Origin of the sequence: Rhizobium sp. BR 249 (assembly GCF_047445895.1) — a bacterium.
Classification (GTDB): domain Bacteria; phylum Pseudomonadota; class Alphaproteobacteria; order Rhizobiales; family Rhizobiaceae; genus Rhizobium.
Genome location: NZ_JARWKX010000004.1, coordinates 44,244 through 64,602 on the forward strand (window position 1 = coordinate 44,244; position 20,359 = coordinate 64,602).

Below are 20,359 nucleotides of genomic sequence, written 5' to 3' on the forward strand. Positions count from 1 at the left end.
TTGATAGAACGCCTGCAGAAAAAGAAATACCCCGCGCGCCGAAACAGCATCAGCGTAAGACAGGGCATAAATCTTTCTTGCCAAGGGAATAGACGCCGACATCGATGCCTCTATTGGAATATTTGAGCTGCAGACAAATTGCGCCTGTTGGATTTGACAGGCTGAATTGATCTGACACTCCGTCAAATTTCGTTGCCAAGCACCCGATAGAGTTGCATATTCGAACAGATATTTCAGACGGGAGGTAGAAATGGCAAACCACAAGCCGGTCGCAGGTGACGTATACCAGCCTATTTTCGACGTCGACAACCCGATCGACGGCAACATCCTGGACAGCACCAGTTCCACAGATGCCGACGGAGATCTTGTGCGTCTCAACTTCGTGAACGGACAGCGAATTCCGCAACCGGCCAATCCGGATGGACCGGCCACGACGACGACGATCGAGGGAAAATACGGCACGCTGACCGTCTATTCCAACGGCAACTACACCTATGAACTCGATCACTCCAATCCGGTGGTATCAGCGCTCGGCCCGGGAGATCAACTCGTCGACCAGTTCAATTTCAAGATCTCGGACGGCAAAGGCGCCACCGACTTCGGCTTGCTCAATATCGCGGTCGACCTGCCGGAACGCGGCGACGTCTTCGTCAATTTCGAGGATGTCGGCAAATACGACTTCCCCACCGGCTACAAAGGCTTCGATTGGGGCGCCTGGCACGATGGTGACGACGCAACGGTACACAAGGAAGCCGACGGCAACCATTATCTGTCAGGCGGCGTGTTCTGGACGCCCATCCAGGCCGCCGATGGCGGCACCTTCCAGATCGAACAATTCAGCGTGGCAAACGGCACATCGGACTATGACAACGTCCTGACGATCGAAGGCCGCCTAAATGGCGATACCGTATTCTTGGTCACGGTCAACGTCACCGCCGACAATATCCATGACCCGCAAGTGATCGATCTCAGCGCCTACGGCTCGATCGATTATCTCATACTCGACACCGAACCCGTCATCACAGAAACGAGCGGTCCTGACTATTACGGCGCGCAATACGACAATTTTCATTTCATTGTTTGAGGGATTGGGCGAGCGGCGCGGGGGATCTCCCCGCGCTGGAAGGCGGGATTGGCGATTGGCGGATTCTGTTCACGGAAGACGGACAAGTGATCTCCATTATTAAGGTCGCCCCGCGAGGTAGTGCTTATGAATAAGCGAAATAGCTTCATGAACGCTCAGTTCATCACCACCGCATCCGGAGAACGGATGGCAGTTCGCCGAGAACGATTATCGCCGGCTTCTCGACAACTTGGAAGACGCTCTCGATGGGATCGCCGTAGCTTCCTTCCGGGAGAAACTTGCGTCCGGCCAGGAAGAGCTTGTCCCGGGCGAATTCGCAAACCGGCTGATCGACGGAGAAAACCCGAGCAAGGTGTGGCGCGAATATCGTGGGATGACATCCCGCGACTTGGCCGCAAAGGCTGATATCAGCCCCGGCTTTCTTTCGCAGATTGAGAACGGCGCACGCGATGACAGCTTCGAAACGATCAGAAGATTGCCGCTGCCCTGAATGTGGCCTTAGAGCATGTCGCGCAAAAGTGTGCAGCGGTTTTGCGGCAAAGACATGCGCAAACCAAAGACTTAAAGCGTGGCAAGCGAATCTGAAAGATCGCGACACGCTTTAGACGACCTCGCATAGCGACAACGCCTGCATCGGGCAACCGAGAGCCAAGCTACTACTATCCATCTGTTTTATAAGAAAGAATGGTAGCGGAGGAGGGATTTGAACCCCCGACACAAGGATTATGATTCCTCTGCTCTGACCTACTGAGCTACTCCGCCACTGGTCAAACGATACCTGCTCGCGAAGCGCTGCGGGCTCGTGGGATGAGCGGCTTATAAGGTGCGGCTCGGCTTTGTGTCAAGCGCATGATGGAGAAAAACGGTGGGCCTTTGTCGCCCGCCCGCTCCTACCGGTTTCAGGCGGCGACGGGGCCGGCCAGCAGGGCCTTGAGTGAAGCCTCGGCCGAAGGTTCGCGCTCGGAGCGCTCGATGAAACCGCCGCCGAAGACGCGGGCGTCGTCACCGGGCGCGGAATAAAGCGCACAGGCCTGGCCGGGCGCAATGCCCGCCTCGCCGACCGTCAGGTCGACATGGATGCCGGTCGTATCGACGTGCAGCACGGCGGGCGCCGGCGCCCGCGTCGAGCGGACCTTGGCGTAGCAGGCGAAGCCTTCGCCGGACGCGGCTTCCGCAAGCGTCTCGTCGCCCAGCCAGTTGACGTCGCGCAGATAGACGCGGTGCGTTTCCAGCGCCTCCTTCGGCCCGACGATGACGCGGCGCGAGCGGGCATCGAGATAGACGACATAGAGCGGCTCGCCGGTGGCGATGCCGATGCCGCGGCGCTGGCCGATCGTGAAGTGCAGGATACCTTCGTGGGTTCCGAGCACGCGGCCGTCGAGATGGACGATCTCGCCGGCGAGCGCCGCATTCGGCTTCAGCTTGGTGATGATGTCGGAATATTTGCCCTGCGGCACGAAGCAGATGTCCTGGCTGTCGGCCTTCTTGGCGACGACGAGGCCCATCTCTTCGGCGAGCCTGCGGGTCTCGGCCTTCGGCAGGCCGCCCAGGGGAAAGCGGAGATAGTCGATCTGTTCCTGCGTCGTGGCGAAGAGGAAATAGCTCTGGTCGCGGTCGGCGTCAGCAGGCCGGAAAAGCGCCCGGCGGCCGGGCTTCTCAGCCGAAGGGTTCGGCCGCGAGCGGATATAATGGCCGGTCGCCAGCGCATCGGCGCCGAGTTCCTTGGCTGTCGCCAGGAGATCGGCAAACTTGACGGTCTGGTTGCAGGAAACGCAGGGGATCGGCGTTTCGCCCGCCACATAGCTTTCGGCGAAGGGATTAATCACCGTTTCGCGGAAGCGCTTTTCGTAATCGAGCACGTAATGCGGAATGCCGAGCGTCTCGCAGACGCGGCGCGCATCGTCGATATCCTGGCCCGCGCAGCAGGAACCGGCGCGGTGAACGGCCGCTCCGTGGTCGTAAAGCTGCAGCGTGATGCCGAGCACATCGTAACCCTGCTGTTTGAGAAGGCCGGCAACGACGGATGAATCGACGCCGCCCGACATGGCGACGACGACACGGGTCTCTTCCGGCTTCTTGTCAAAATCCAGTGTGTTCAACGATAGTGCCAATTCTGCGCTGTTTCGATCCGCCGTTCTGACTTCGGAATGTGGCGGATTTCCTGCATTTCCGGCGGGATCGGCCGCCAGCTTTCATGGGCGACGGATATAGAAATTATTGCGCCCGCGCGCAAGTGCCGGCGTTTCGGTTGGAGTTGCCGGCGTCATACGCCGCTCATGCATTGCAGCTATTCGCAATCGGTCTTTGCCAGCCCGCATTTCGTCGCGTAGATGAACTGACCCACCTTTAGAAGATTCGAATACATGACAACCGCCTCAACCACGCTTCGCGGCGTCCTTGTCGCATTTGTCGGCTATGCCGTCTTTGCCTTCAGCGATGCATCCATCAAAGCCCTGCACGGCGCCGTTCCCTCCTTCCAGATCGCCTTCACCGGCGCGGTGCTCAGCCTGTCGGCCCTTCCCTTCATCAAGGGGCCAGGCGATTCATGGCTCGACATATTCGCAACGACGAACCGGCCGCTCTGGATGGCGCGATTTGCCGCCGGCGCCACCGGCTCGATCGCTTCCATCATCGCCTTCACCAAGCTGCCGATGGCCGAGGCCTTCTGCCTGCTGTTCCTGCTGCCGTCGGTCGTCACCATCCTTTCGGTGATCTTCCTGAAGGAGGATGTGCGCTGGCAGCGCTGGGCTGCCGTCATCGTCGGCTTCCTCGGTGTGCTGGTCGTTCTCCGGCCGGGCTTCCGCGAACTGTCCGCCGGCCATCTGGCGGCAACCATCGGCGCTGTCTCCGCCGCCGTCGCCATCGTCATCCTGCGCGCGCTCGGCCCGGCAGAGAAGCGCCTGTCGCTCTATGGCGCGTCCCTGCTCGGCACGCTTATCGTCAGCGGCGTTCTCATGCTCTCCGAGATCGTCGTGCCGAGCCCGCAGCAATGGGTCTTTCTTGCAGGCTACGGATTGCTCGGCGCTGCGGGAAACGTGATGCTGATGACGGCCGCGCGGCTCGCCCCGGCAACGCTCGTAGCGACACCGCAATACAGCCAGATGATCTGGGCCATCGGCTTCGGCTACCTCTTCTTCAACGATCGTGTCGACCTGCCGATGGCGGTCGGCATCGTGCTCATCATCTGCTCCGGCCTGCTGACGCTGATCCGCGAGCGCAAGCGCCACGTACCCTTGCCCGCAGCCGTGGCCTCCGGCGACGCGCAATCGCCGCTCGCCACGACGCCGGCCGAAGGCGATGCGCAGGCACCCGCGCGATAGGCTTATTGCCCCTGACGTCGATTTTGCGCCGGTGTTCGTTATCAGGCCTCCTGCGCCCTGGGATTAATCCGATCTTACTAAAATAATTGATGCGCCATGGAACGATTCCTTCGATCATGCGTTGCAGGGACATAAATGCCGCAATCGAATTGCTGAGGAGGGTTTCATGGGCAGGTTCGGCACGACGACGGAGTACAGCAGAATCAAACATTGGATCGAAGAGCGCGGCGGCCATCCCGTGCGCATCAAGAACGCGAGCGACAGCGAAACGGTCCGCGTCGATTTCTCTCCGGAAACGCAGGAGGATATTTCCTGGGACGAATTCTTCCAGGGCCTCGACGGCAGCAGGCTCGCCTTCCTTCACCGCACGAAGGCTGAGGACGAAAGAGCTCGCTTCGGCAAGCTCGTCCGCCGGAAACGCTTGCCTCACTGAAATTCATTCCGTTCCTGACGCAGAAAACCCGGCGCATTTCCCGCGCCGGGTTTTCAGTATTTCCTTGGGAGGGAAACTTGGAGCATGTCGCGCAAAAGTGTGCAGCGTTTTTGCGATAACGACATGCGTAAAAACAAAGACCTAAAGCGCGAGGAGCGAATCTGAAAGATCGCGACGCGCTTTAGTCGATGTTGAAGGTCAGCAGCTTTGCCTGGCGGATCGCCTGGTGCGCCGTCAGCTGTGCCAGCACAGTGTCATCCACCTCGCCGTCGACATAGAGCAGCGCGATGGCGTCCCCGCCCTGCTTGTCGCGGCCGAGCTGGAAGTTGGCGATGTTGACGGCGGCAGTACCGAGCGTCGTGCCGATGAAGCCGATCATGCCGGGAACGTCGGTATTGGTGATGTAGATCATGTGCGAGCCGACATCGGCATCAAGGTTGATGCCCTTGATCTGGATGAAGCGTGGCTTGCCGTCCGAGAACACCGTGCCGGCAACCGAGCGCGTCATGCTTTCCGTCGTCACCGTCAGCTTGATATAGCCGTCGAAGACGCCCGTCTTGTCGCGCTTGACCTCGGAGAGCACGATACCCTTTTCCTTGATCATGATCGGCGCCGAAACCATGTTGACGTCGGCGACCTGCGGGCGGATGAGGCCGGCGAGCACCGCGCTCGTCAGCGCCCGCGTGTTCATGCCGGCGGTGATGCCGTCATAGAGGATTTCGATTTCCTTGATCGGCTCTTCCGTGACCTGGCCGACGAAGGCGCCGAGAACGTCGGCAAGACGGATGAAGGGCTTCAGGATCGGCGCTTCCTCAGCCGTGATCGACGGCATGTTGATGGCGTTGGAAACGGCACCCTTGACGAGGTAGTCCGACATCTGTTCGGCCACCTGCAGAGCGACGTTTTCCTGTGCTTCGGTCGTCGAAGCGCCGAGATGCGGCGTGCAGACGACGTTCGGCAGGCCGAAGAGCGGGCTTTCCTTGGCGGGCTCGACTTCGAAGACGTCGAAAGCGGCGCCGGCGACATGACCGGACTTGATGGCTTCGGCAAGGGCCGCTTCATCGACGAGACCGCCGCGGGCGCAGTTGATGATGCGCACGCCGGGCTTGGTCTTCGCCAACGCTTCCTTGTTGAGGATGCCGCGCGTCTTGTCGGTCATCGGCACATGCAAAGTGATGAAATCGGCGCGGGCGAAAAGCTCGTCCAGCTCGACCTTGGTGACGCCCATCTCCTCGGCGCGCTCCTTGGAGAGGAAGGGATCGTAGGCGACGACATGCATCTTGAGGCCGATGGCGCGGGCGCAGACGATCGAGCCGATATTGCCGGCGCCGATGACGCCGAGCGTCTTGCCGGTGATTTCGACGCCCATGAATTTCGACTTCTCCCACTTGCCAGCCTGCGTCGAGGTATCGGCGGCCGGAAGCTGGCGGGCGACGGCGAACATCAGCGCGATCGCATGTTCGGCCGTGGTGATCGAATTGCCGAAGGGCGTGTTCATGACGATGATGCCGCGGCGCGAAGCGGCCGGGATATCGACATTGTCGACGCCGATGCCGGCGCGGCCGACGACCTTGAGGTTCTTCGCCCCTTCGATGATCTTTTCCGTCACCTTGGTGGCGGAGCGGATGGCGAGGCCATCATACTTGCCGATGACTTCGAGCAGACGGTCCTTGTCCTTGCCGAGCTGCGGTTCGAAATCGACTTCGACGCCGCGGTCGCGGAAGATTTGGACGGCGGTTTCCGACAATTCGTCGGATACGAGAACGCGAGGTGCCATTGTGGCCTCCTTCAAAAGTGTTCAGCGATGAATAAAAATGGGATGCTGGGCTCCGCCCTCAGGCGGAGCCGGATGCGATCACGTCAGGCGGCGGCCTGAGCGAGCTGCGCCTTCTGCGTTTCGAAGGCCCAGGAAAGCCAGGGCATCAGCTTCTGCATGTCGGACGCCTCGATCGTGGCGCCGGCCCAGATGCGCAAGCCCGACGGCGCGTCGCGGTAGTGGCCGACGTCGTAAGCAACGCCTTCCTTTTCCAGGAGGCCGACCAGGCCCTTGGCGAAATTCGCCTGGCCGTCTTCGTCGAGCGCCGCGATATCCTTGTCCACGATCTTCAGGCAGACGGAGGTATTGGAGGCCGTTTCCGCCTTGACGGCGAGATTGGCGATCCAGTCGTTTGCCGCGACGAAATCGTGGATGACCTTGGCATTGGCATCGGCGCGCGCGATCAGCGCCTTGAGGCCGCCGAGCTCCTTGGCCCAGACAAGCGCATCGATATAATCCTCGACGCAGAGCATCGACGGCGTGTTGATCGTTTCGCCCTGGAAGATGCCTTCCGTCAGCTTGCCGCCCGAGGTCATGCGGAAGATCTTCGGCAACGGCCAGGCCGGCGTATAGGTGGTGAGACGCTCGACGGCGCGCGGCGAAAGGATGATGACGCCATGCGCGCCCTCGCCGCCCAGAACCTTCTGCCAGGAGAAGGTGACGACATCGAGCTTGGCGAAATCGAGTTCCTGCGCGAAAGCGGCCGAGGTGGCGTCGCAGATCGTCAGGCCCTTGCGGTCGGCTGGGATGAAATCGCCGTTCGGCACGCGCACGCCCGAGGTGGTCCCGTTCCAGGTGAAGACGACGTCGCGGTCGAAATCGACGGCGGAAAGATCGGGAAGCTCGCCGTAACCGGCTTCGAGCTTGCGCACATCCTTGAGCTTCAGCTGCTTGACGACATCAGTCACCCAGCCTGCGCCGAAGCTTTCCCAGGCGAGCATGTCGACGCCGCGTTCGCCGAGCAGCGACCAAAGCGCCATTTCGACGGCGCCGGTGTCGGACGCCGGAACGATGCCGATGCGGTAATCCGCCGGCACTTCGAGAATTTCACGGGTAAGGTCGATGGCCTGCTTGAGCTTGGCCTTGCCGACCTTCGCGCGGTGCGAACGGCCGAGAGCCGCGTCGGAAAGGGCTTCGAGCGACCAACCGGGGCGCTTCGAGCAAGGGCCAGAAGAAAAATGAGTATTGTGCGGACGGATGTCCGGCTTTGCGGTCTTCGCCATGATGCTATCCTCTCAGATAGAAAGCCCTTCGTTGGGGAAGGGTGTCCCGCCGCCGTGTGTATGGATCGGAGGCTTCACAGTCAAGATCGAAATGTCGCAAGAGGAGGATATTTTGACGCAGAGAGGTCGTCAAAATGAAAAAAGCCGTCCGGAGGTCGGACGGCTTTCTGATGCAAGAGATTGGATTTACTTGTAGACCGGCTGCTGCAGCGGGATTTCCGGCGGCGGTTCGTAGCTCGCCTGGGCGCATCCGCCGAAGAGGTAGCGGCCACCGACGCGGACTTCATGGGCGCTGAGGCCCTTGTCGCGGCCCGGACCGCCATTTTCGGCATAGCCGAACATGTTGCCGCCATCGATATGCAGGTATCGGTAGCCGACATCGGCCTTGAAGTTGCAGGTGACGTCGACCGACGCGCCGGCCATGAGGGCGTAGGTGAAGCGCCAGTTGCCCTTGCCGCCATGGGTGACCTCGTCGTCGCAGAAGCTGCCGTCATCGGCGCAGGCGACGTTGCGCAGGTTCTTCCATTTCACGTAGGAACCGCCGATACCGGCGCCGACATAAGGCGTCACGTAGCCGTAAGTGCCAAGGTCGACATAGGCGTTGGCAAGCAGCGTGTAAGCGGTCAGCGAAGAGCGGTCGCTCGAGGTGCAATCCACCAGCGGGAAGCCGCACTGCCCGACCGTCGAGCCGCGGAAATCAGCCTGCGTGAGATAGTCGAAAGTCAGATCGGTGCGCAGATAGCTGTTGATCTGATAACCGACACCGCCGCCGATGGTCCATGCGTCGTCGAGGTCGGCATCGTCGAAATCGACTTCCGTGGCGTTGCTGCCCTGGAAATAGCGCGCGCCGCGCAGATCGGTGAAGGCATAACCGACATCGCCGCGCAGATACCAGCCGGTCGCTTCGGTAACCGCCACCTCGGGCGGCTGTTCAGGGATGGGTTCGGCAGGAGCGAGATCCGCGGAATAGGCGTTTGTCGCTATCAACAATGCGGCGAGGATGCCGGACAAGCTTCTCTTCATGGATTTCACTCCAAAATCCGGTTGCGTCGGCAGGCTCAGTCGCTGCCAATCTGATACGCTTTGCATGGATAATGAATTGAAAACGTTAAAAGCTGCTTAACCACGATTATTTACTGTATTTGGCAGATATTCCTGAAGGAAAAACTAGAGCATGTCGCGCAAAAGCGTGCGGCGATTTTGCGATAACGACATGCTTAAAAACAAAGACCTAAAGCGCAAGGAGCGAATCTGAAAGATCGCGACGCGCTTTAGGATCGTATCGATAAGAATTCGGTCTGCAGCGACCATATGCTCTGGCTGAACCAATCCGCATAACGAAAAAGCCGGTGCTTGTGCACCGGCTTTCGATAATCTGCCCTCGCTGGGATCAGGCGGCGGTGCGAACGTTCGAGATCGTGCCGATCAGCTCGTTGACGATGCGCTCGATCTGGGCGCGGTCGTCGCCCTCGGCCATCACACGGATCAGCGGTTCGGTGCCTGAGGGGCGGATGACGAGGCGGCCGTTCCTGGCGAGCTCGGCCTCGGCGTCGGCGATCGCCTTCTGCACCTGGATATCCTCCAGCGGCTTGCCGCCGCTGATGCGGACATTGCGCAGGAGCTGCGGCACCGGCTCGAATCGGCGGCAGACCTCGCTGACGGTGCGCCCCGTGCGCTTGACCGCGGCAAGGATCTGCAGCGCGGCAACCAGGCCGTCGCCCGTCGTGCCGTAATCCGAGAGCACGATATGGCCGGACTGCTCGCCGCCGACATTGTAATTGTGCTGGCGCATATGCTCGACGACATAGCGGTCGCCGACCTTGGTGCGGGCAAGCGCCATGCCGCGATCGTCGAGGAAGCGCTCGAGACCGAGGTTGGACATCACGGTGGCAACGATGCCGTTGCCGCGCAGCTGCTGGCTCTCGGCCCAGCTCTCGGCGATGACGGCCATCAGCTGGTCGCCATCGACGATCGAACCGTTCTCGTCGATGATGATGACGCGGTCGGCATCACCGTCGAGCGCGATGCCGATATCGGCGCGGACCTCGTCGACCTTCTTCTGCAGCGCGACGGGGCTGGTGGAGCCGCAATTGAGATTGATGTTGGTGCCGTTCGGCTCGTTGCCGATGGTGACGACGTCGGCGCCAAGCTCCCAGAGCACGGCGGGCGCCACTTTGTAGGCAGCACCGTTAGCGCAGTCGATCGCAATCCTCAGGCCCTGCAGCGTCACGTCGCGCGGCAGCGTGCGCTTGGCATGTTCGATATAGCGGTCGTGAACGCCGTCGACGCGCTTGGCGCGGCCGATGTCGTCGGATTTGGCAAGCTGCGCGTTGAGGTCTTTTTCGAGCAGATCTTCGATCTCCGCCTCGATATCGTCGGACAGCTTGTAACCATCGGGGCCGAAGAGCTTGATGCCGTTATCCTCGTAAGGATTGTGCGAAGCGGAGATCATCACGCCGATATCGCAGCGCAGCGAGCGCGTCAGCATGGCGACGGCAGGCGTCGGGATCGGGCCGAGAATGAAGGCATCGAGGCCCGCGGCCGTGAAGCCCGCAACCATGGCGTTCTCGAGCATATAACCGGAAAGGCGCGTATCCTTGCCGATGACGACGCGATGGCGATGGTTGCCGCGGCGGAAGATCGTGCCGGCGGCAATACCGACCCGCATCGCGAGATCCGGCGTCATCGGGAAGACATTGGACTGGCCACGAATGCCGTCGGTCCCGAAATAGCGTCTTTTCATCTGCACTCCTAAGCTTTCCGCGCGCCATTCAAGGCTGCGCATCGTTCCAAGCGATCTGGTCCCACCGGTCTGTCGTCAGTCCGGGAACCTTTGAATCACACTTGCTTCCATTCATCGGGATGCCACAAAACATGAGCATCAGCACGTAAATTACCGAGAAAAATGATTATATCCCGTTACCAATGAAAAAGGCCGGCTTTCCCTCGCGGGAAAGCCGGCCTTTTTCGGAGTGATGCTGGCCGCTCAATGCGGCTGCGGTTCGAGGCCGCCTTCGGGCTCGTCGCCCTTGGTGGCGGGCCGCGCGCCGGCCTTCGGAACGGCCGAGCCACGGCTCGGCGGAGAATCGTCGCCGAGATCACGCGACGGCTTCTCGCCGCGGATCAGCGCCTTGATCTCATCGCCGGTCAGCGTTTCGTATTCGAGCAGGCCCTCGGCAAGAGCGACGAATTCGTCGTGCTTTTCCGTCAGGATCGTGCGGGCCTGAGTATAGGCTTCGTCGATCAGGCGGCGCACTTCATTGTCGATCTTCTGCGCGGTCGCCTCCGAAACGTTCTTCGACTGCGAAACCGAGTGGCCGAGGAAGACTTCCTGCTGGTTTTCGCCGTAGGCGACCTGACCGAGCTGATCGGAAAAGCCCCATTGCGTGACCATGGCGCGGGCAAGCTTGGTGGCCTGCTCGATGTCGGACGAGGCGCCCGAAGTGATGTTCTCCTTGCCGAACGTCAGCTCTTCGGCAACGCGGCCGCCCATCATGATGCAGAGGCGCGAAACCATCCACTTGTAGCTCATCGAGTAGCGGTCGCCCTCAGGCAACTGCATGACCATGCCGAGCGCACGGCCGCGCGGAATGATCGTCGCCTTGTGCAACGGATCGGCGACGGCGACATTGAGCGCGGTGATGGCGTGGCCGGCTTCATGGTAAGCGGTGAGCTTCTTCTCCGCTTCGGTCATCGCCGAAGAGCGGCGCTCGGCGCCCATCATGATCTTGTCCTTGGCGTCCTCGAATTCCTGCATGGTGACGACACGCTTGTTGCGGCGTGCGGCCATGAGGGCCGCTTCGTTGACGAGGTTCATCAGGTCGGCGCCGGAGAAACCGGGCGTACCGCGGGCGAGAACCTTGAGATCGACATTCGGCGCCAGCGGAACGTTGCGGGCATGCACCTTGAGGATGCGCTCGCGGCCGACGATATCCGGGTTCGGCACCACGACCTGACGGTCGAAACGGCCGGGACGCAGCAGCGCCGGGTCGAGAACGTCGGGACGGTTGGTGGCGGCGATCAGGATCACGCCCTCATTCGCCTCGAAGCCGTCCATTTCCACCAGCAACTGGTTCAGCGTCTGCTCACGTTCGTCGTTGCCGCCGCCGAGACCGGCGCCGCGATGGCGGCCGACAGCGTCGATTTCGTCGATGAAGATGATGCAGGGCGCATTCTTCTTCGCCTGTTCGAACATGTCACGCACGCGGCTTGCGCCGACGCCGACGAACATTTCGACGAAGTCGGAACCGGAAATGGTGAAGAACGGCACATTGGCTTCGCCGGCGACCGAGCGGGCGAGCAGCGTCTTGCCGGTGCCGGGAGGACCGACGAGCAGCACGCCGCGCGGGATCTTGCCGCCGAGACGCTGGAATTTCTGCGGATCACGCAGGAATTCGACGATTTCTTCGAGATCCTGCTTGGCCTCATCGACGCCTGCGACGTCTTCAAAGGTCACGCGGCCATGCGCTTCGGTCAGGAGCTTGGCTTTTGACTTGCCGAAGCCCATCGCGCCGCGCGAACCACCCTGCATCTGCCGCATGAAGAACAGCCAGACGCCGAGAATCAGAAGCATCGGCAGCAGCGTGCCGAGATAGCTCAAAAAACCCGAAGAACCGTCCGTTTCCGGACGGGCTGAAACCAGAACATTCTTCTGCTGCAGGCGATCGAGCAGACTGTCGTCGATGACAGGCGAATAGGTCTGGAAGGTGCTGCCGTTTTCAACATAGTTTCCGGACACACGGTTGCCCGTGACCACGACTTCCTTCACCCGGCCCGCATCGACCTCACGCAGAAACTGCGAATAAGGGATTTCGCGGGAGCCCGTCTGCGCCGGCGCCGTCTGAAACATACTGAAAAGGGCGATCAGCAGAAGCGCTATGATTGCCCACAAGGCGAAATTACGTAAGTTAGGGTTCATCGAACTCCCCAGCACTGGAACAGCCGCCTCATGGCGACCGTCTTATTTGGTTCTAACATAGGGTTGCGCCGTGCGATTGCCAAGGCGACACCCCAGGTCAGATGGTTTTTCCGTCAATACTTCTTAAAGGCAGCCCCGCATAGGGCGCCGTTGCGAAAACCGCCGAAAGCCTGTCGGCAAAGATGAAATCAAATCGTGTCAAAAAGCGGTCGAAGGGTGCGAAATACGGCGTCAGATCGATCGAGCGGGAGGATTCCGGAGCCAAATAGGCTCCTTCTGAGGATAAGGCGGGCGCCGAGGCGATTGCGCGCTTCCATGCTGCTTTGGGAAGGTGCTGCATACTCTCCCTCATTCCTGTGCTCGTCACAGGAATCCAGCCACCGCGCGTCTGCGCGATGACCGACTCAACGAAGCGCAAAGTGCCTTTTGCGCCCAAGGACTTGGGCGCGCTGGATTCCTGTGACAAGCACAGGAATGAGGGAGCGCGTGGAGTAGCGGCCTCGGCCTCTATCGACGTGGTCAACCCATTCCACACATAAAACCTCCCATCCCAAACCCCAGCCTCTCCCGGCCTCAACACCAGAGGCAATATCCCCCGGCTCTCCCGCGCCAGATAAAGCCCGTCACGCCGCAGATCGAACACCACCCTGCCGGCGGTCATTCGCCCCGGCTTACCGCCGGCGGCAAATGCCAGAATCCGTTCCATCTGTCCTCTGCCCGGCACGAATGGCTGGCCGCCGAAGACGGCCGTCAGACGGCCGAGCGCGTAATCGAGCACTGCACGATCCTCACGCAACCCATCAGGCGCTACCTGCCCAAGCAGGCCGCCATGAAGCATGAAATGACGATCCAGCCAATCGGCGGCTCGGGACGACAGGGCCAGCCGCTCCTCCCAGGTGGCGCGAATATCCGTCTCCGCTGCCGCATCGGCAGGTGGCTGCCGGCGAACCCGAACGCGCTCGTACTTCTCATCCTCGTTGCTTGGGTCGTCGATCCAACCCACGCCCCGCTCCCGCAGGAAAGCGCGGATATACGCTCGGGTGGAGAAAAGAAGCGGCCGTAAAATCCAGAATCGCCGGTCGAAGAGCACGGCGTCGGCGATACCGGATGAAACCTGCTCCGTTCGCATCCCGCGCATCTCAAGTGTTTCGCGCTGGTCGTCGAAAGTATGGCCGGTGACGATGAGATCGGCGCCGAGCGCTTCCGCCGCCTCGGCCAGAAGTCCGTAGCGGGCTTCGCGGGCAGCTGCCATGATTCCGGTCTTCGGCTTTTCGCCCTGCCAGATCCTGACGGAATGGGGAATGCCGAGCGACGCGCAAAGGGCTGCGATCTCTCGCGCCTCCTCTGCGGAGCCGGCGCGCAACGCGTGGTCGACGGTCGCGGCGCATAGGGAAATTTCGGGATTGGATGCGGCCTTCACGGCTTCATCGAGAAGGAGAAGCAGGCCGGTGGAATCGCTGCCGCCCGATACCGCGACGAGAATGCGCGCGGGGCGTCGAAGCGAGAAGAGAAACTGGCGGATCGCCAGCCGAGGCAATGACGTGCCGTCCGCAGACATGGCGGAAAGCCTTAGCAGGAGAGGCGCTTCTGTTCGCTCGCAACCTTGCTTATGACGGCGCGTGAAGCCTTCGGATAACGCTTCGAGACTTCGCGCAGCGTCGCGCACGCCGTCTCGGTATTGTCGAGGGCGGCAAGCGACATGCCGAGCTTCAGGAGCATTTCGGGAGCCTTTTCCGATGTCCCGTATTTCTGATGCGCATTGAGGAAAGTTTTGGCCGCCTCATTGTACTTGCCCTGTGAATAGAGCGCCTCGCCGAGCCAGAAATTGGCATCCGCCGCCCGCGCGCTGCTGGGGTAGCGGGTAATGTACTGCTCGAACTCCTGTTCGGCCGTGCCGTAATCGCCTGACAATACGTGGCCGTAGGCCGCCTTGTACTGATCGGCCTCGCTGCCGAGCGAGGCGGTCTGCTGCGGCGTTCCGCTGCTGGCATCGGGAAGCGGCGCGGAGCCGATGGTGGCGTTTTCATCCATGGTTTCGCCAACCTGGTTGCCGTTCTGATCGAACTCGATCGAACCCAGCTGCTTCGGCGGCTGCCCGAGCCCGGTATTGGCGGGTACATCGGTGGAGGGAGCCGTTTCGGCTCCCTGCGGTGCTTGGATCACCTTGGCGACATCGTCCCCGCCGGAAGCTGCCGGAGCGGTTTCGGTCTCGCTCTTCTTGACGGGTGTCTTGGCGGCACCGCCGCCGGAACCGGTCTTTTCGAGCTGCTGGAAGCGGAATTCATTGTCTTCCTGCTGTTTGCGGATCGTCTCCTGCATCTGCAGAAGCTGGAAGCTCATCTCCTCGATCCGGCCGTTCAACTGCCGCAACTGCTCTTCGAGCTGCTGCACGCGGACCTCCGCGTCGCCGCTCTGCACCTTGACAACAGGCGGCGCCGACTGGCTTTCCGCGGGTCGGCCGCCGAGATGCAGCCCAAAGAACGAGGCCGAATAGGCCACCCGTTCGCTCCCGGTCACAGCCGCGAGGCACAGCATGCCTGCCACGACAAGTTTCTTCATATGTATCGTCCTGTCCCAGTGATTCTTCGCGCCTTAAGGCACGAACAGGAGATTTTTCCAATTGCTGTCAAAAAGCAACGGAGTCTGGCCAAAGTGTGGTCAAAAAGAAAAGGCGGCCCGCAAGGGACCGCCTCGTCAAGATCCGGCTTTTGCCGGGATTTACATGCCGGCGCCGCCGAGAACGGTGACTGCGCGGCGGTTCTGCGACCAGCAGGAGATATCGTCGCAGACGGCGACCGGGCGTTCCTTGCCGTAGGAGATCGTCTTCATGCGCTGTGCCGGAACGCCGCGCGAAGCGAGGTAATCCTTGGCAGCGGCGGCACGGCGGGCGCCGAGAGCCAGGTTATATTCGCGCGTGCCGCGCTCGTCGGCATGGCCTTCGACGGTGATCTGGTAGTTGGGGTAGCGGCCGAGCCACTGCGCCTGACGATCGAGCGTCTGCGAGGCATCGGCGCGGATCGACGAGGAGTCGGTGTCGAAGAAGATGCGGTCGCCGACATTGACCGTGAAGTCCTGGGCCGAGCCCGGCGTCGCAGCACCTGCACCGAGGCCCATATCGCCGGCGCTGTTCGGCATGCCGCCGTTCTTCTTGTTGGCGCAACCCGCAAGCGCGAGACCGGCGACGAGCGCGATCATGACGGGGTTGCGGGCGAAATTCTGCATGCGGCTCATTGCCGGGGTGTGAATTCGGCTCATGGCCGGGTCTCCTTGCGATTTCAGGGTTTCCGGACAGTAACCGCACTCGGTTAACCGCCCCTCAAAGTTTATGGTTAACAATTTACTGATTTGTCCCGTAGTCGCCCGGTTTTCATGATTCTGAGGCGACATGAAGGCATTGCCGCGCCTGCTACTCCAGAAGCGGCGACCAGGCCGGGTCGGAACCGTAGGTCGGCGTCTTGACGAGCTGCTCGTTGTAACCGGTCAGATCGATCGAATAGAGCTGCGGACCGCCTGCCCCTGCCGCCTGGCGGAAGAACATCAGCACGCGGCCGTTCGGCGCCCAGGTCGGACCCTCGTTGTGGAAGCCGGTCGTCAGGATACGCTCGCCCGAGCCGTCCGGCTTCATCACGCCGATCGAGAACTTGCCGCCGGCCTGCTTGGTGAAGGCGATGAGATCGCCGCGCGGCGACCAGACCGGCGTCGAATAGGAGCCGTCCCCGAAGGAAATGCGGGTCTGGCCCGATCCGTCGGCGTTCATCACGTAGATCTGCGGCTTGCCGCCACGGTCGCTTTCGAAGCTGACGCGGGCACCATCCGGCGAATAGGAGGGCGAAGTGTCGATCGCAGCCGTCGAGGTCAGGCGCGTCGTCGTTCGCGAGCGCAGGTCCATCGTGTAGATGTTGGAATTGCCTTCCTGCTGCAGGCTCATGATCACCTTCTGGCCATCCGGCGAAAAGCGCGGCGAGAAGGTCATGCCCGGGAAGTTGCCGACGACCTCGCGCTGCCCGGTTTCGAGCTGCAGCAGATAGACGCGCGGCTGCTGGTTGGCAAAGGACATGTAGGTGACTTCCTGCCGGCTCGGCGAGAAGCGCGGCGTCAGCACAAGATCGCTGCCGTCGGTCAGCATGCGCACGTTGAAGCCGTCCTGATCCATGATCGCCAGCTGCCGCTTGCGCTGCTGCTTGGTGCCGGATTCGGAGACGAAGACGACGCGGGTATCGAAATAACCCTCTTCGCCGGTGATCTGCTTATAGATCGCGTCGGCGATGATATGGGCGACACGCCGCCAGTTCTCCGGCTGGGTAAAGAACTGCTGACCGGTCATCTGCTGCCCGGCAAAAGTATCCCACAGGCGGAATTCGGCGCGAAGACGGCCATCCGCTTCCTTGGTAACCCGGCCGGTGACCAGCGCCTGTGCGTTGATGACCTTCCAGTCCTCGAAGCGCGGCGCGGCATCCGGATTGGAGATCTTTTCGATAAAGGCGGTCTTGTTGATCGGAGCAAACAGGCCGGAACGCTGCAGATCGGCGGCGATGACCTGCGAGACCTGCGCACCTATGTCGCCCTGGAAGTCCGTCACCGCAATCGGCATCGGCTGGACATTGCCTTTTCGAAGGTCGAGGGTGACCAACGCGTTCGCCGGCGTCGTAAAGGCTGCGACCCCAATCAGGCCTGCAATGACCATCAGAGCGCGGATGAGGGAACACTTGACCATATCAAACAAGCCTTTCAGCATCTTATTGGGCAAAGCCGCTGGTGTCGAAGTTCAAAACGACTTCCTTCCAGACATCGTATTTTTCTTTCGGGAGCATGGTGAATGGCGCGGAACGCCGAACGGCGCGGAGGGCCGCAGCCGACAGTCTTTTCCGAGCGGCTTCGGTGCCGCCCGAAGCTGTTACCTTAGGTGAACCAACGATCGCGCCAGTCTTATCGAGCCACAGGTGGATAGTGATCACGACTCCGCCGTCGCTCGCCCGCACGGGAGGAACATTGAAGGAGGAAGCGATTGCGCGCTGCAAATCCACGGCCGACTTATCAGAGATCGCCGCGTCGACCGGCTGCGCCAACACTTCAGGCGCACAGGCCAGAATCGTTCCGAGCATGATGACGGCTGCAATAGACTTGTTGCCATGGGACAGGTCCATCAGCATTCAGATCCCCATATCGCTGGGATGAAAGTTAAGGACGACCTCGTTCCACACGTCATACTTGTCCATCGGAAGCGTCGTACGGAACGAGGGAGCAGATTTCATCACGGCACGGTAAGCGCCACTTTCCAGCGCACGGCGCGTTGAATCGGTGCTGCTTCCGCCGGAAGACTCGATGTCAGGCTGGCCGATAATGTTTCCATCTTTATCGAGCTTGAAATGCACCGTGATGACCATGCCGGAAAGGCCTTCCATTCCCGGAGTGATAAGCCAGTTACCCTGGATCAAACCCTGTAGCGCATCTTGTTCGCTTTGGCTGAGCTTGGAACCGCCATTGCTCTTCTTCGCCCCCAGCGATGCTTCCTGTGTCGAGCGCTTCGCACCCCCAGCGGAAGGATCGGTCTTGTTCAGCAAGGCCGAAATCTCATCCGCATTGAAATCGCTTTTCATCGAAGAGGCCGCTTTCGCCACTTCCTGCTTCTTGTCGGCCTTCTTCTTGTCCGTCGGCGTGTCGGCGGTCTTCGGTTGGTCCTGGGTCTTTTCCGGTGGCTTTTCGGCGGGCTTCTGAGGTTCCGGCGGCTTCACCTGCGGCTTGGCAACAGGGGTCGGCACATTGTCCGGCAATGCTTCCGCATCCGGCTTCGGCGGCTCTTCAGGTTTGGCCTGCTCTTCCGGCGGCTTTTCCTCCGGCTTCGGCGGCGTCACTTCGACAGGCTTCGGCGGCGGAATGGAAGCGACTTCCTTCGGCTGCTCGACCTCGGTCTCTTCCTTGTTGACTTCCTTGACGTCGTTCGGCTTGGGATCGATCGTCGGCAGCGGTTTCTCGCTCGAATTCGCCGCCGCAGCTTCGCTGTTGCTGGGCTTGGCGTTCGGGACCGGCGGCGTCTTCAGGTCGGCATTGTTGTCGCCGGCATTCTCCGCCGGCTGCGCGATCGGCGGCCGGGTCGTCGGCACCGGGGCTGATGTCTCCTTCTTCGGAGCCTTCTTGTCGCCCTGCTGCATCTGCGTGATGGATTCCACCGGCACGAGATCGACCGGCATCGCCTCGAAATCCTCCACCTTGAAGGATTCCGGCGCGCTCAAAGACACCATCGCCCAGGTGAGCACCAGGCAATGCAGAACAGCAGATGTGACGACGCTGGTCTTCATCTTGAGCGCTATTGGTCCTTCTTCTGCTGCGTCACGAGGCCGATATTCTTGAAACCGGCCCCCTGGATGCGAGCCATGACGTCGGCGATGACGCCGTAGGGCGCCGTTGCATCGCCGCGCACGAAGATACGTTCGTTATAACCGGTGGTCGCGATCGCCTCGAGCTTGGCGGCGATCTCGGCTGCCGGGATCGGCGTTTCCTGCAGGAACACTTCGCCGTCGTTCTTGACCGAAATCGTGATCGGCTGCGTCTCGGAATTCAGCGCCTTGGCCTGCGTTTCCGGCAGGTCGATCGGCACGCCGACCGTCATCATCGGTGCAGCCACCATGAAGATGATCAAAAGCACGAGCATGACGTCGACGAGCGGCGTCACGTTGATTTCGGAGATCACGGCCTTGTTCCGACCGCCGCGACGGCGGCGTCCGCCGCCCCCGCCGCCATTGCCTCCAACAGCCATACCCATGTCAGAATACTCCGTTGGTTACTGAGCGGCAGCGCGCGGCTGCAGCTTCTCGTCGATCTGGCGCGAAAGTATGGCGGAGAATTCATCCGCGAAACCTTCCATGCGCGCCGAGAGCTTGCCGGCGTCAGCGGAGAACTTGTTGTAGGCGATAACCGCCGGGATAGCGGCGACGAGGCCGATCGCCGTGGCGAGAAGCGCCTCGGCGATACCGGGCGCCACGACCGCAAGGTTGGTGGACTTCGAACCGGCGATCGCCTGGAACGAGGTCATGATGCCGACAACCGTGCCGAAGAGGCCGATGAACGGGCCGGCCGAACCGATGGTCGCGAGCGATCCCAGGCGGGCGCCGAGATATTCGGTTTCACGGGCGAGCGTCACGTCCATGGCGCGGTCGATACGCATCTGCAGGCCGATCGGCGAACGGGCGCCGCGTTCGAAGGATTTCTTCCATTCGCGCATGGCCGCGACGAAGATCGACGCCAGGCCGGTATTGTTGCGTTCCGACAGCGAGCGGTAGAGCTCTTCCAGCGACTGGCCCGACCAGAAGACCTGCTCGAACTTGTCGAACTGGCGCCGTGCGCGGCCATAGGCCAGGTATTTGTCGATGACGATCGCCCACGTCCAGACCGAGGCCGCGATGAGCCCGAGCATGACGAGCTTGACGACGATGCCGGCCTGCATGAATAGCGACCAGAGGCTGACGTCCGTCGTGGCTGCTGCCAATCCTACTTGTTCCATTGATCCAAAATCCCCGAATCCAAACGCCCGGCGCAGGACCGGGCGGCACAAAGTGATCTCGCAAGAA

The 20,359-nt window shown here is 61.2% G+C and carries 18 protein-coding genes and 1 tRNA gene; 4 read left to right on the forward strand and 15 right to left on the reverse strand.

The features are described from left to right. Positions 1-250: 250 nt before the first annotated feature. Both QD408_RS05430 and QD408_RS05435 read left to right on the forward strand, forming a co-directional pair. Entirely contained in the window at positions 251-1,084 is an 834-nt protein-coding gene (locus QD408_RS05430) for a VCBS domain-containing protein (RefSeq protein ID WP_088682766.1), read from the forward strand. Between the two features lie 373 nt (positions 1,085-1,457). After that, positions 1,458-1,574 (forward strand): helix-turn-helix domain-containing protein, encoded by a 117-nt coding sequence (locus QD408_RS05435; protein ID WP_245313576.1) that lies wholly within the window; start codon positions 1,458-1,460, stop codon positions 1,572-1,574. 195 nt (positions 1,575-1,769) lie between these two features. Here QD408_RS05435 and QD408_RS05440 read toward each other — a convergent pair. Together QD408_RS05440 and mnmA are read right to left on the reverse strand one after the other, a co-directional pair. Beyond that, positions 1,770-1,846, reverse strand: a tRNA-Met gene (locus QD408_RS05440). Positions 1,847-1,983: 137 nt separating this feature from the next. Continuing rightward, a complete protein-coding gene (mnmA, locus tag QD408_RS05445; protein ID WP_088682767.1) occupies positions 1,984-3,183 on the reverse strand; it encodes a tRNA 2-thiouridine(34) synthase MnmA in 1,200 nt (399 codons plus the stop codon). Positions 3,184-3,447: 264 nt separating this feature from the next. Here mnmA and QD408_RS05450 point away from each other — a divergent pair, with 264 nt between their 5' ends. Then, on the forward strand, positions 3,448-4,404 hold the full coding sequence (locus QD408_RS05450) for a DMT family transporter (protein ID WP_088682768.1): 957 nt from the start codon (positions 3,448-3,450) through the stop codon (positions 4,402-4,404). Between the two features lie 166 nt (positions 4,405-4,570). Next, complete coding sequence (locus QD408_RS05455) at positions 4,571-4,837, forward strand: hypothetical protein (protein ID WP_088682769.1); 267 nt, start codon at positions 4,571-4,573, stop codon at positions 4,835-4,837. Between the two features lie 181 nt (positions 4,838-5,018). Here the strand turns inward: QD408_RS05455 and serA are convergent, their stop codons facing one another. From serA to tolQ, 13 genes are all read right to left on the reverse strand, one after another. After that, on the reverse strand, positions 5,019-6,614 hold the full coding sequence (gene serA, locus QD408_RS05460; RefSeq protein WP_088682770.1) for a phosphoglycerate dehydrogenase: 1,596 nt from the start codon (positions 6,612-6,614) through the stop codon (positions 5,019-5,021). 83 nt (positions 6,615-6,697) lie between these two features. After that, complete coding sequence (locus tag QD408_RS05465) at positions 6,698-7,876, reverse strand: phosphoserine transaminase (RefSeq protein WP_414138596.1); 1,179 nt, start codon at positions 7,874-7,876, stop codon at positions 6,698-6,700. A gap of 186 nt (positions 7,877-8,062) precedes the next feature. Next, positions 8,063-8,899, reverse strand: a complete 837-nt coding sequence (locus QD408_RS05470) for an outer membrane protein (protein ID WP_088682773.1) — start codon at positions 8,897-8,899, stop codon at positions 8,063-8,065. Positions 8,900-9,266: 367 nt separating this feature from the next. Next, positions 9,267-10,619 (reverse strand): phosphoglucosamine mutase, encoded by a 1,353-nt coding sequence (glmM, locus tag QD408_RS05475; RefSeq protein ID WP_088682774.1) that lies wholly within the window; start codon positions 10,617-10,619, stop codon positions 9,267-9,269. Positions 10,620-10,862: 243 nt separating this feature from the next. Continuing rightward, the gene (gene ftsH, locus QD408_RS05480; protein ID WP_088682775.1) at positions 10,863-12,794 is read right to left on the reverse strand and encodes an ATP-dependent zinc metalloprotease FtsH; all 1,932 of its coding nucleotides are present in this window, start codon (positions 12,792-12,794) and stop codon (positions 10,863-10,865) included. Between the two features lie 97 nt (positions 12,795-12,891). Then, positions 12,892-14,352 (reverse strand): tRNA lysidine(34) synthetase TilS, encoded by a 1,461-nt coding sequence (gene tilS, locus QD408_RS05485; protein WP_414138597.1) that lies wholly within the window; start codon positions 14,350-14,352, stop codon positions 12,892-12,894. An 11-nt stretch (positions 14,353-14,363) separates the two neighbouring features. Next, complete coding sequence (gene ybgF, locus QD408_RS05490) at positions 14,364-15,353, reverse strand: tol-pal system protein YbgF (RefSeq protein ID WP_414138598.1); 990 nt, start codon at positions 15,351-15,353, stop codon at positions 14,364-14,366. 159 nt (positions 15,354-15,512) lie between these two features. After that, a complete protein-coding gene (gene pal, locus QD408_RS05495; protein WP_088682778.1) occupies positions 15,513-16,049 on the reverse strand; it encodes a peptidoglycan-associated lipoprotein Pal in 537 nt (178 codons plus the stop codon). Positions 16,050-16,200: 151 nt separating this feature from the next. Next, a complete protein-coding gene (tolB, locus tag QD408_RS05500; RefSeq protein WP_088682834.1) occupies positions 16,201-17,508 on the reverse strand; it encodes a Tol-Pal system beta propeller repeat protein TolB in 1,308 nt (435 codons plus the stop codon). Between the two features lie 22 nt (positions 17,509-17,530). Beyond that, on the reverse strand, positions 17,531-17,944 hold the full coding sequence (locus QD408_RS05505; protein ID WP_414138599.1) for a hypothetical protein: 414 nt from the start codon (positions 17,942-17,944) through the stop codon (positions 17,531-17,533). Continuing rightward, positions 17,945-19,090, reverse strand: coding sequence for a hypothetical protein (locus tag QD408_RS05510; RefSeq protein WP_414138600.1), 1,146 nt, complete (start codon positions 19,088-19,090; stop codon positions 17,945-17,947). Between the two features lie 8 nt (positions 19,091-19,098). Further along, a complete protein-coding gene (tolR, locus tag QD408_RS05515; protein WP_003566333.1) occupies positions 19,099-19,554 on the reverse strand; it encodes a protein TolR in 456 nt (151 codons plus the stop codon). Between the two features lie 18 nt (positions 19,555-19,572). Continuing rightward, positions 19,573-20,292: a protein TolQ gene (gene tolQ, locus QD408_RS05520; protein ID WP_004671617.1), complete on the reverse strand. Its 720-nt coding sequence runs from the start codon at positions 20,290-20,292 to the stop codon at positions 19,573-19,575. Positions 20,293-20,359: the final 67 nt, after the last annotated feature.

What these genes read in the sequence shown, in the direction of transcription:
- QD408_RS05430 (WP_088682766.1), top strand. Translation starts at nt 251, where the DNA reads ATGGCAAACCACAAGCCGGTCGCAGGTGACGTATACCAGCCTATTTTC.
- QD408_RS05435 (WP_245313576.1), top strand. Translation starts at nt 1,458, where the DNA reads ATGACATCCCGCGACTTGGCCGCAAAGGCTGATATCAGCCCCGGCTTT.
- QD408_RS05450 (WP_088682768.1), top strand. Translation starts at nt 3,448, where the DNA reads ATGACAACCGCCTCAACCACGCTTCGCGGCGTCCTTGTCGCATTTGTC.
- QD408_RS05455 (WP_088682769.1), top strand. Translation starts at nt 4,571, where the DNA reads ATGGGCAGGTTCGGCACGACGACGGAGTACAGCAGAATCAAACATTGG.
- serA (WP_088682770.1), bottom strand. Translation starts at nt 6,614, where the DNA reads ATGGCACCTCGCGTTCTCGTATCCGACGAATTGTCGGAAACCGCCGTC.
- QD408_RS05465 (WP_414138596.1), bottom strand. Translation starts at nt 7,876, where the DNA reads ATGGCGAAGACCGCAAAGCCGGACATCCGTCCGCACAATACTCATTTT.
- QD408_RS05470 (WP_088682773.1), bottom strand. Translation starts at nt 8,899, where the DNA reads ATGAAGAGAAGCTTGTCCGGCATCCTCGCCGCATTGTTGATAGCGACA.
- glmM (WP_088682774.1), bottom strand. Translation starts at nt 10,619, where the DNA reads ATGAAAAGACGCTATTTCGGGACCGACGGCATTCGTGGCCAGTCCAAT.
- ftsH (WP_088682775.1), bottom strand. Translation starts at nt 12,794, where the DNA reads ATGAACCCTAACTTACGTAATTTCGCCTTGTGGGCAATCATAGCGCTT.
- tilS (WP_414138597.1), bottom strand. Translation starts at nt 14,352, where the DNA reads ATGTCTGCGGACGGCACGTCATTGCCTCGGCTGGCGATCCGCCAGTTT.
- ybgF (WP_414138598.1), bottom strand. Translation starts at nt 15,353, where the DNA reads ATGAAGAAACTTGTCGTGGCAGGCATGCTGTGCCTCGCGGCTGTGACC.
- pal (WP_088682778.1), bottom strand. Translation starts at nt 16,049, where the DNA reads ATGAGCCGAATTCACACCCCGGCAATGAGCCGCATGCAGAATTTCGCC.
- tolB (WP_088682834.1), bottom strand. Translation starts at nt 17,508, where the DNA reads ATGGTCAAGTGTTCCCTCATCCGCGCTCTGATGGTCATTGCAGGCCTG.
- QD408_RS05505 (WP_414138599.1), bottom strand. Translation starts at nt 17,944, where the DNA reads ATGCTGATGGACCTGTCCCATGGCAACAAGTCTATTGCAGCCGTCATC.
- QD408_RS05510 (WP_414138600.1), bottom strand. Translation starts at nt 19,090, where the DNA reads ATGAAGACCAGCGTCGTCACATCTGCTGTTCTGCATTGCCTGGTGCTC.
- tolR (WP_003566333.1), bottom strand. Translation starts at nt 19,554, where the DNA reads ATGGGTATGGCTGTTGGAGGCAATGGCGGCGGGGGCGGCGGACGCCGC.
- tolQ (WP_004671617.1), bottom strand. Translation starts at nt 20,292, where the DNA reads ATGGAACAAGTAGGATTGGCAGCAGCCACGACGGACGTCAGCCTCTGG.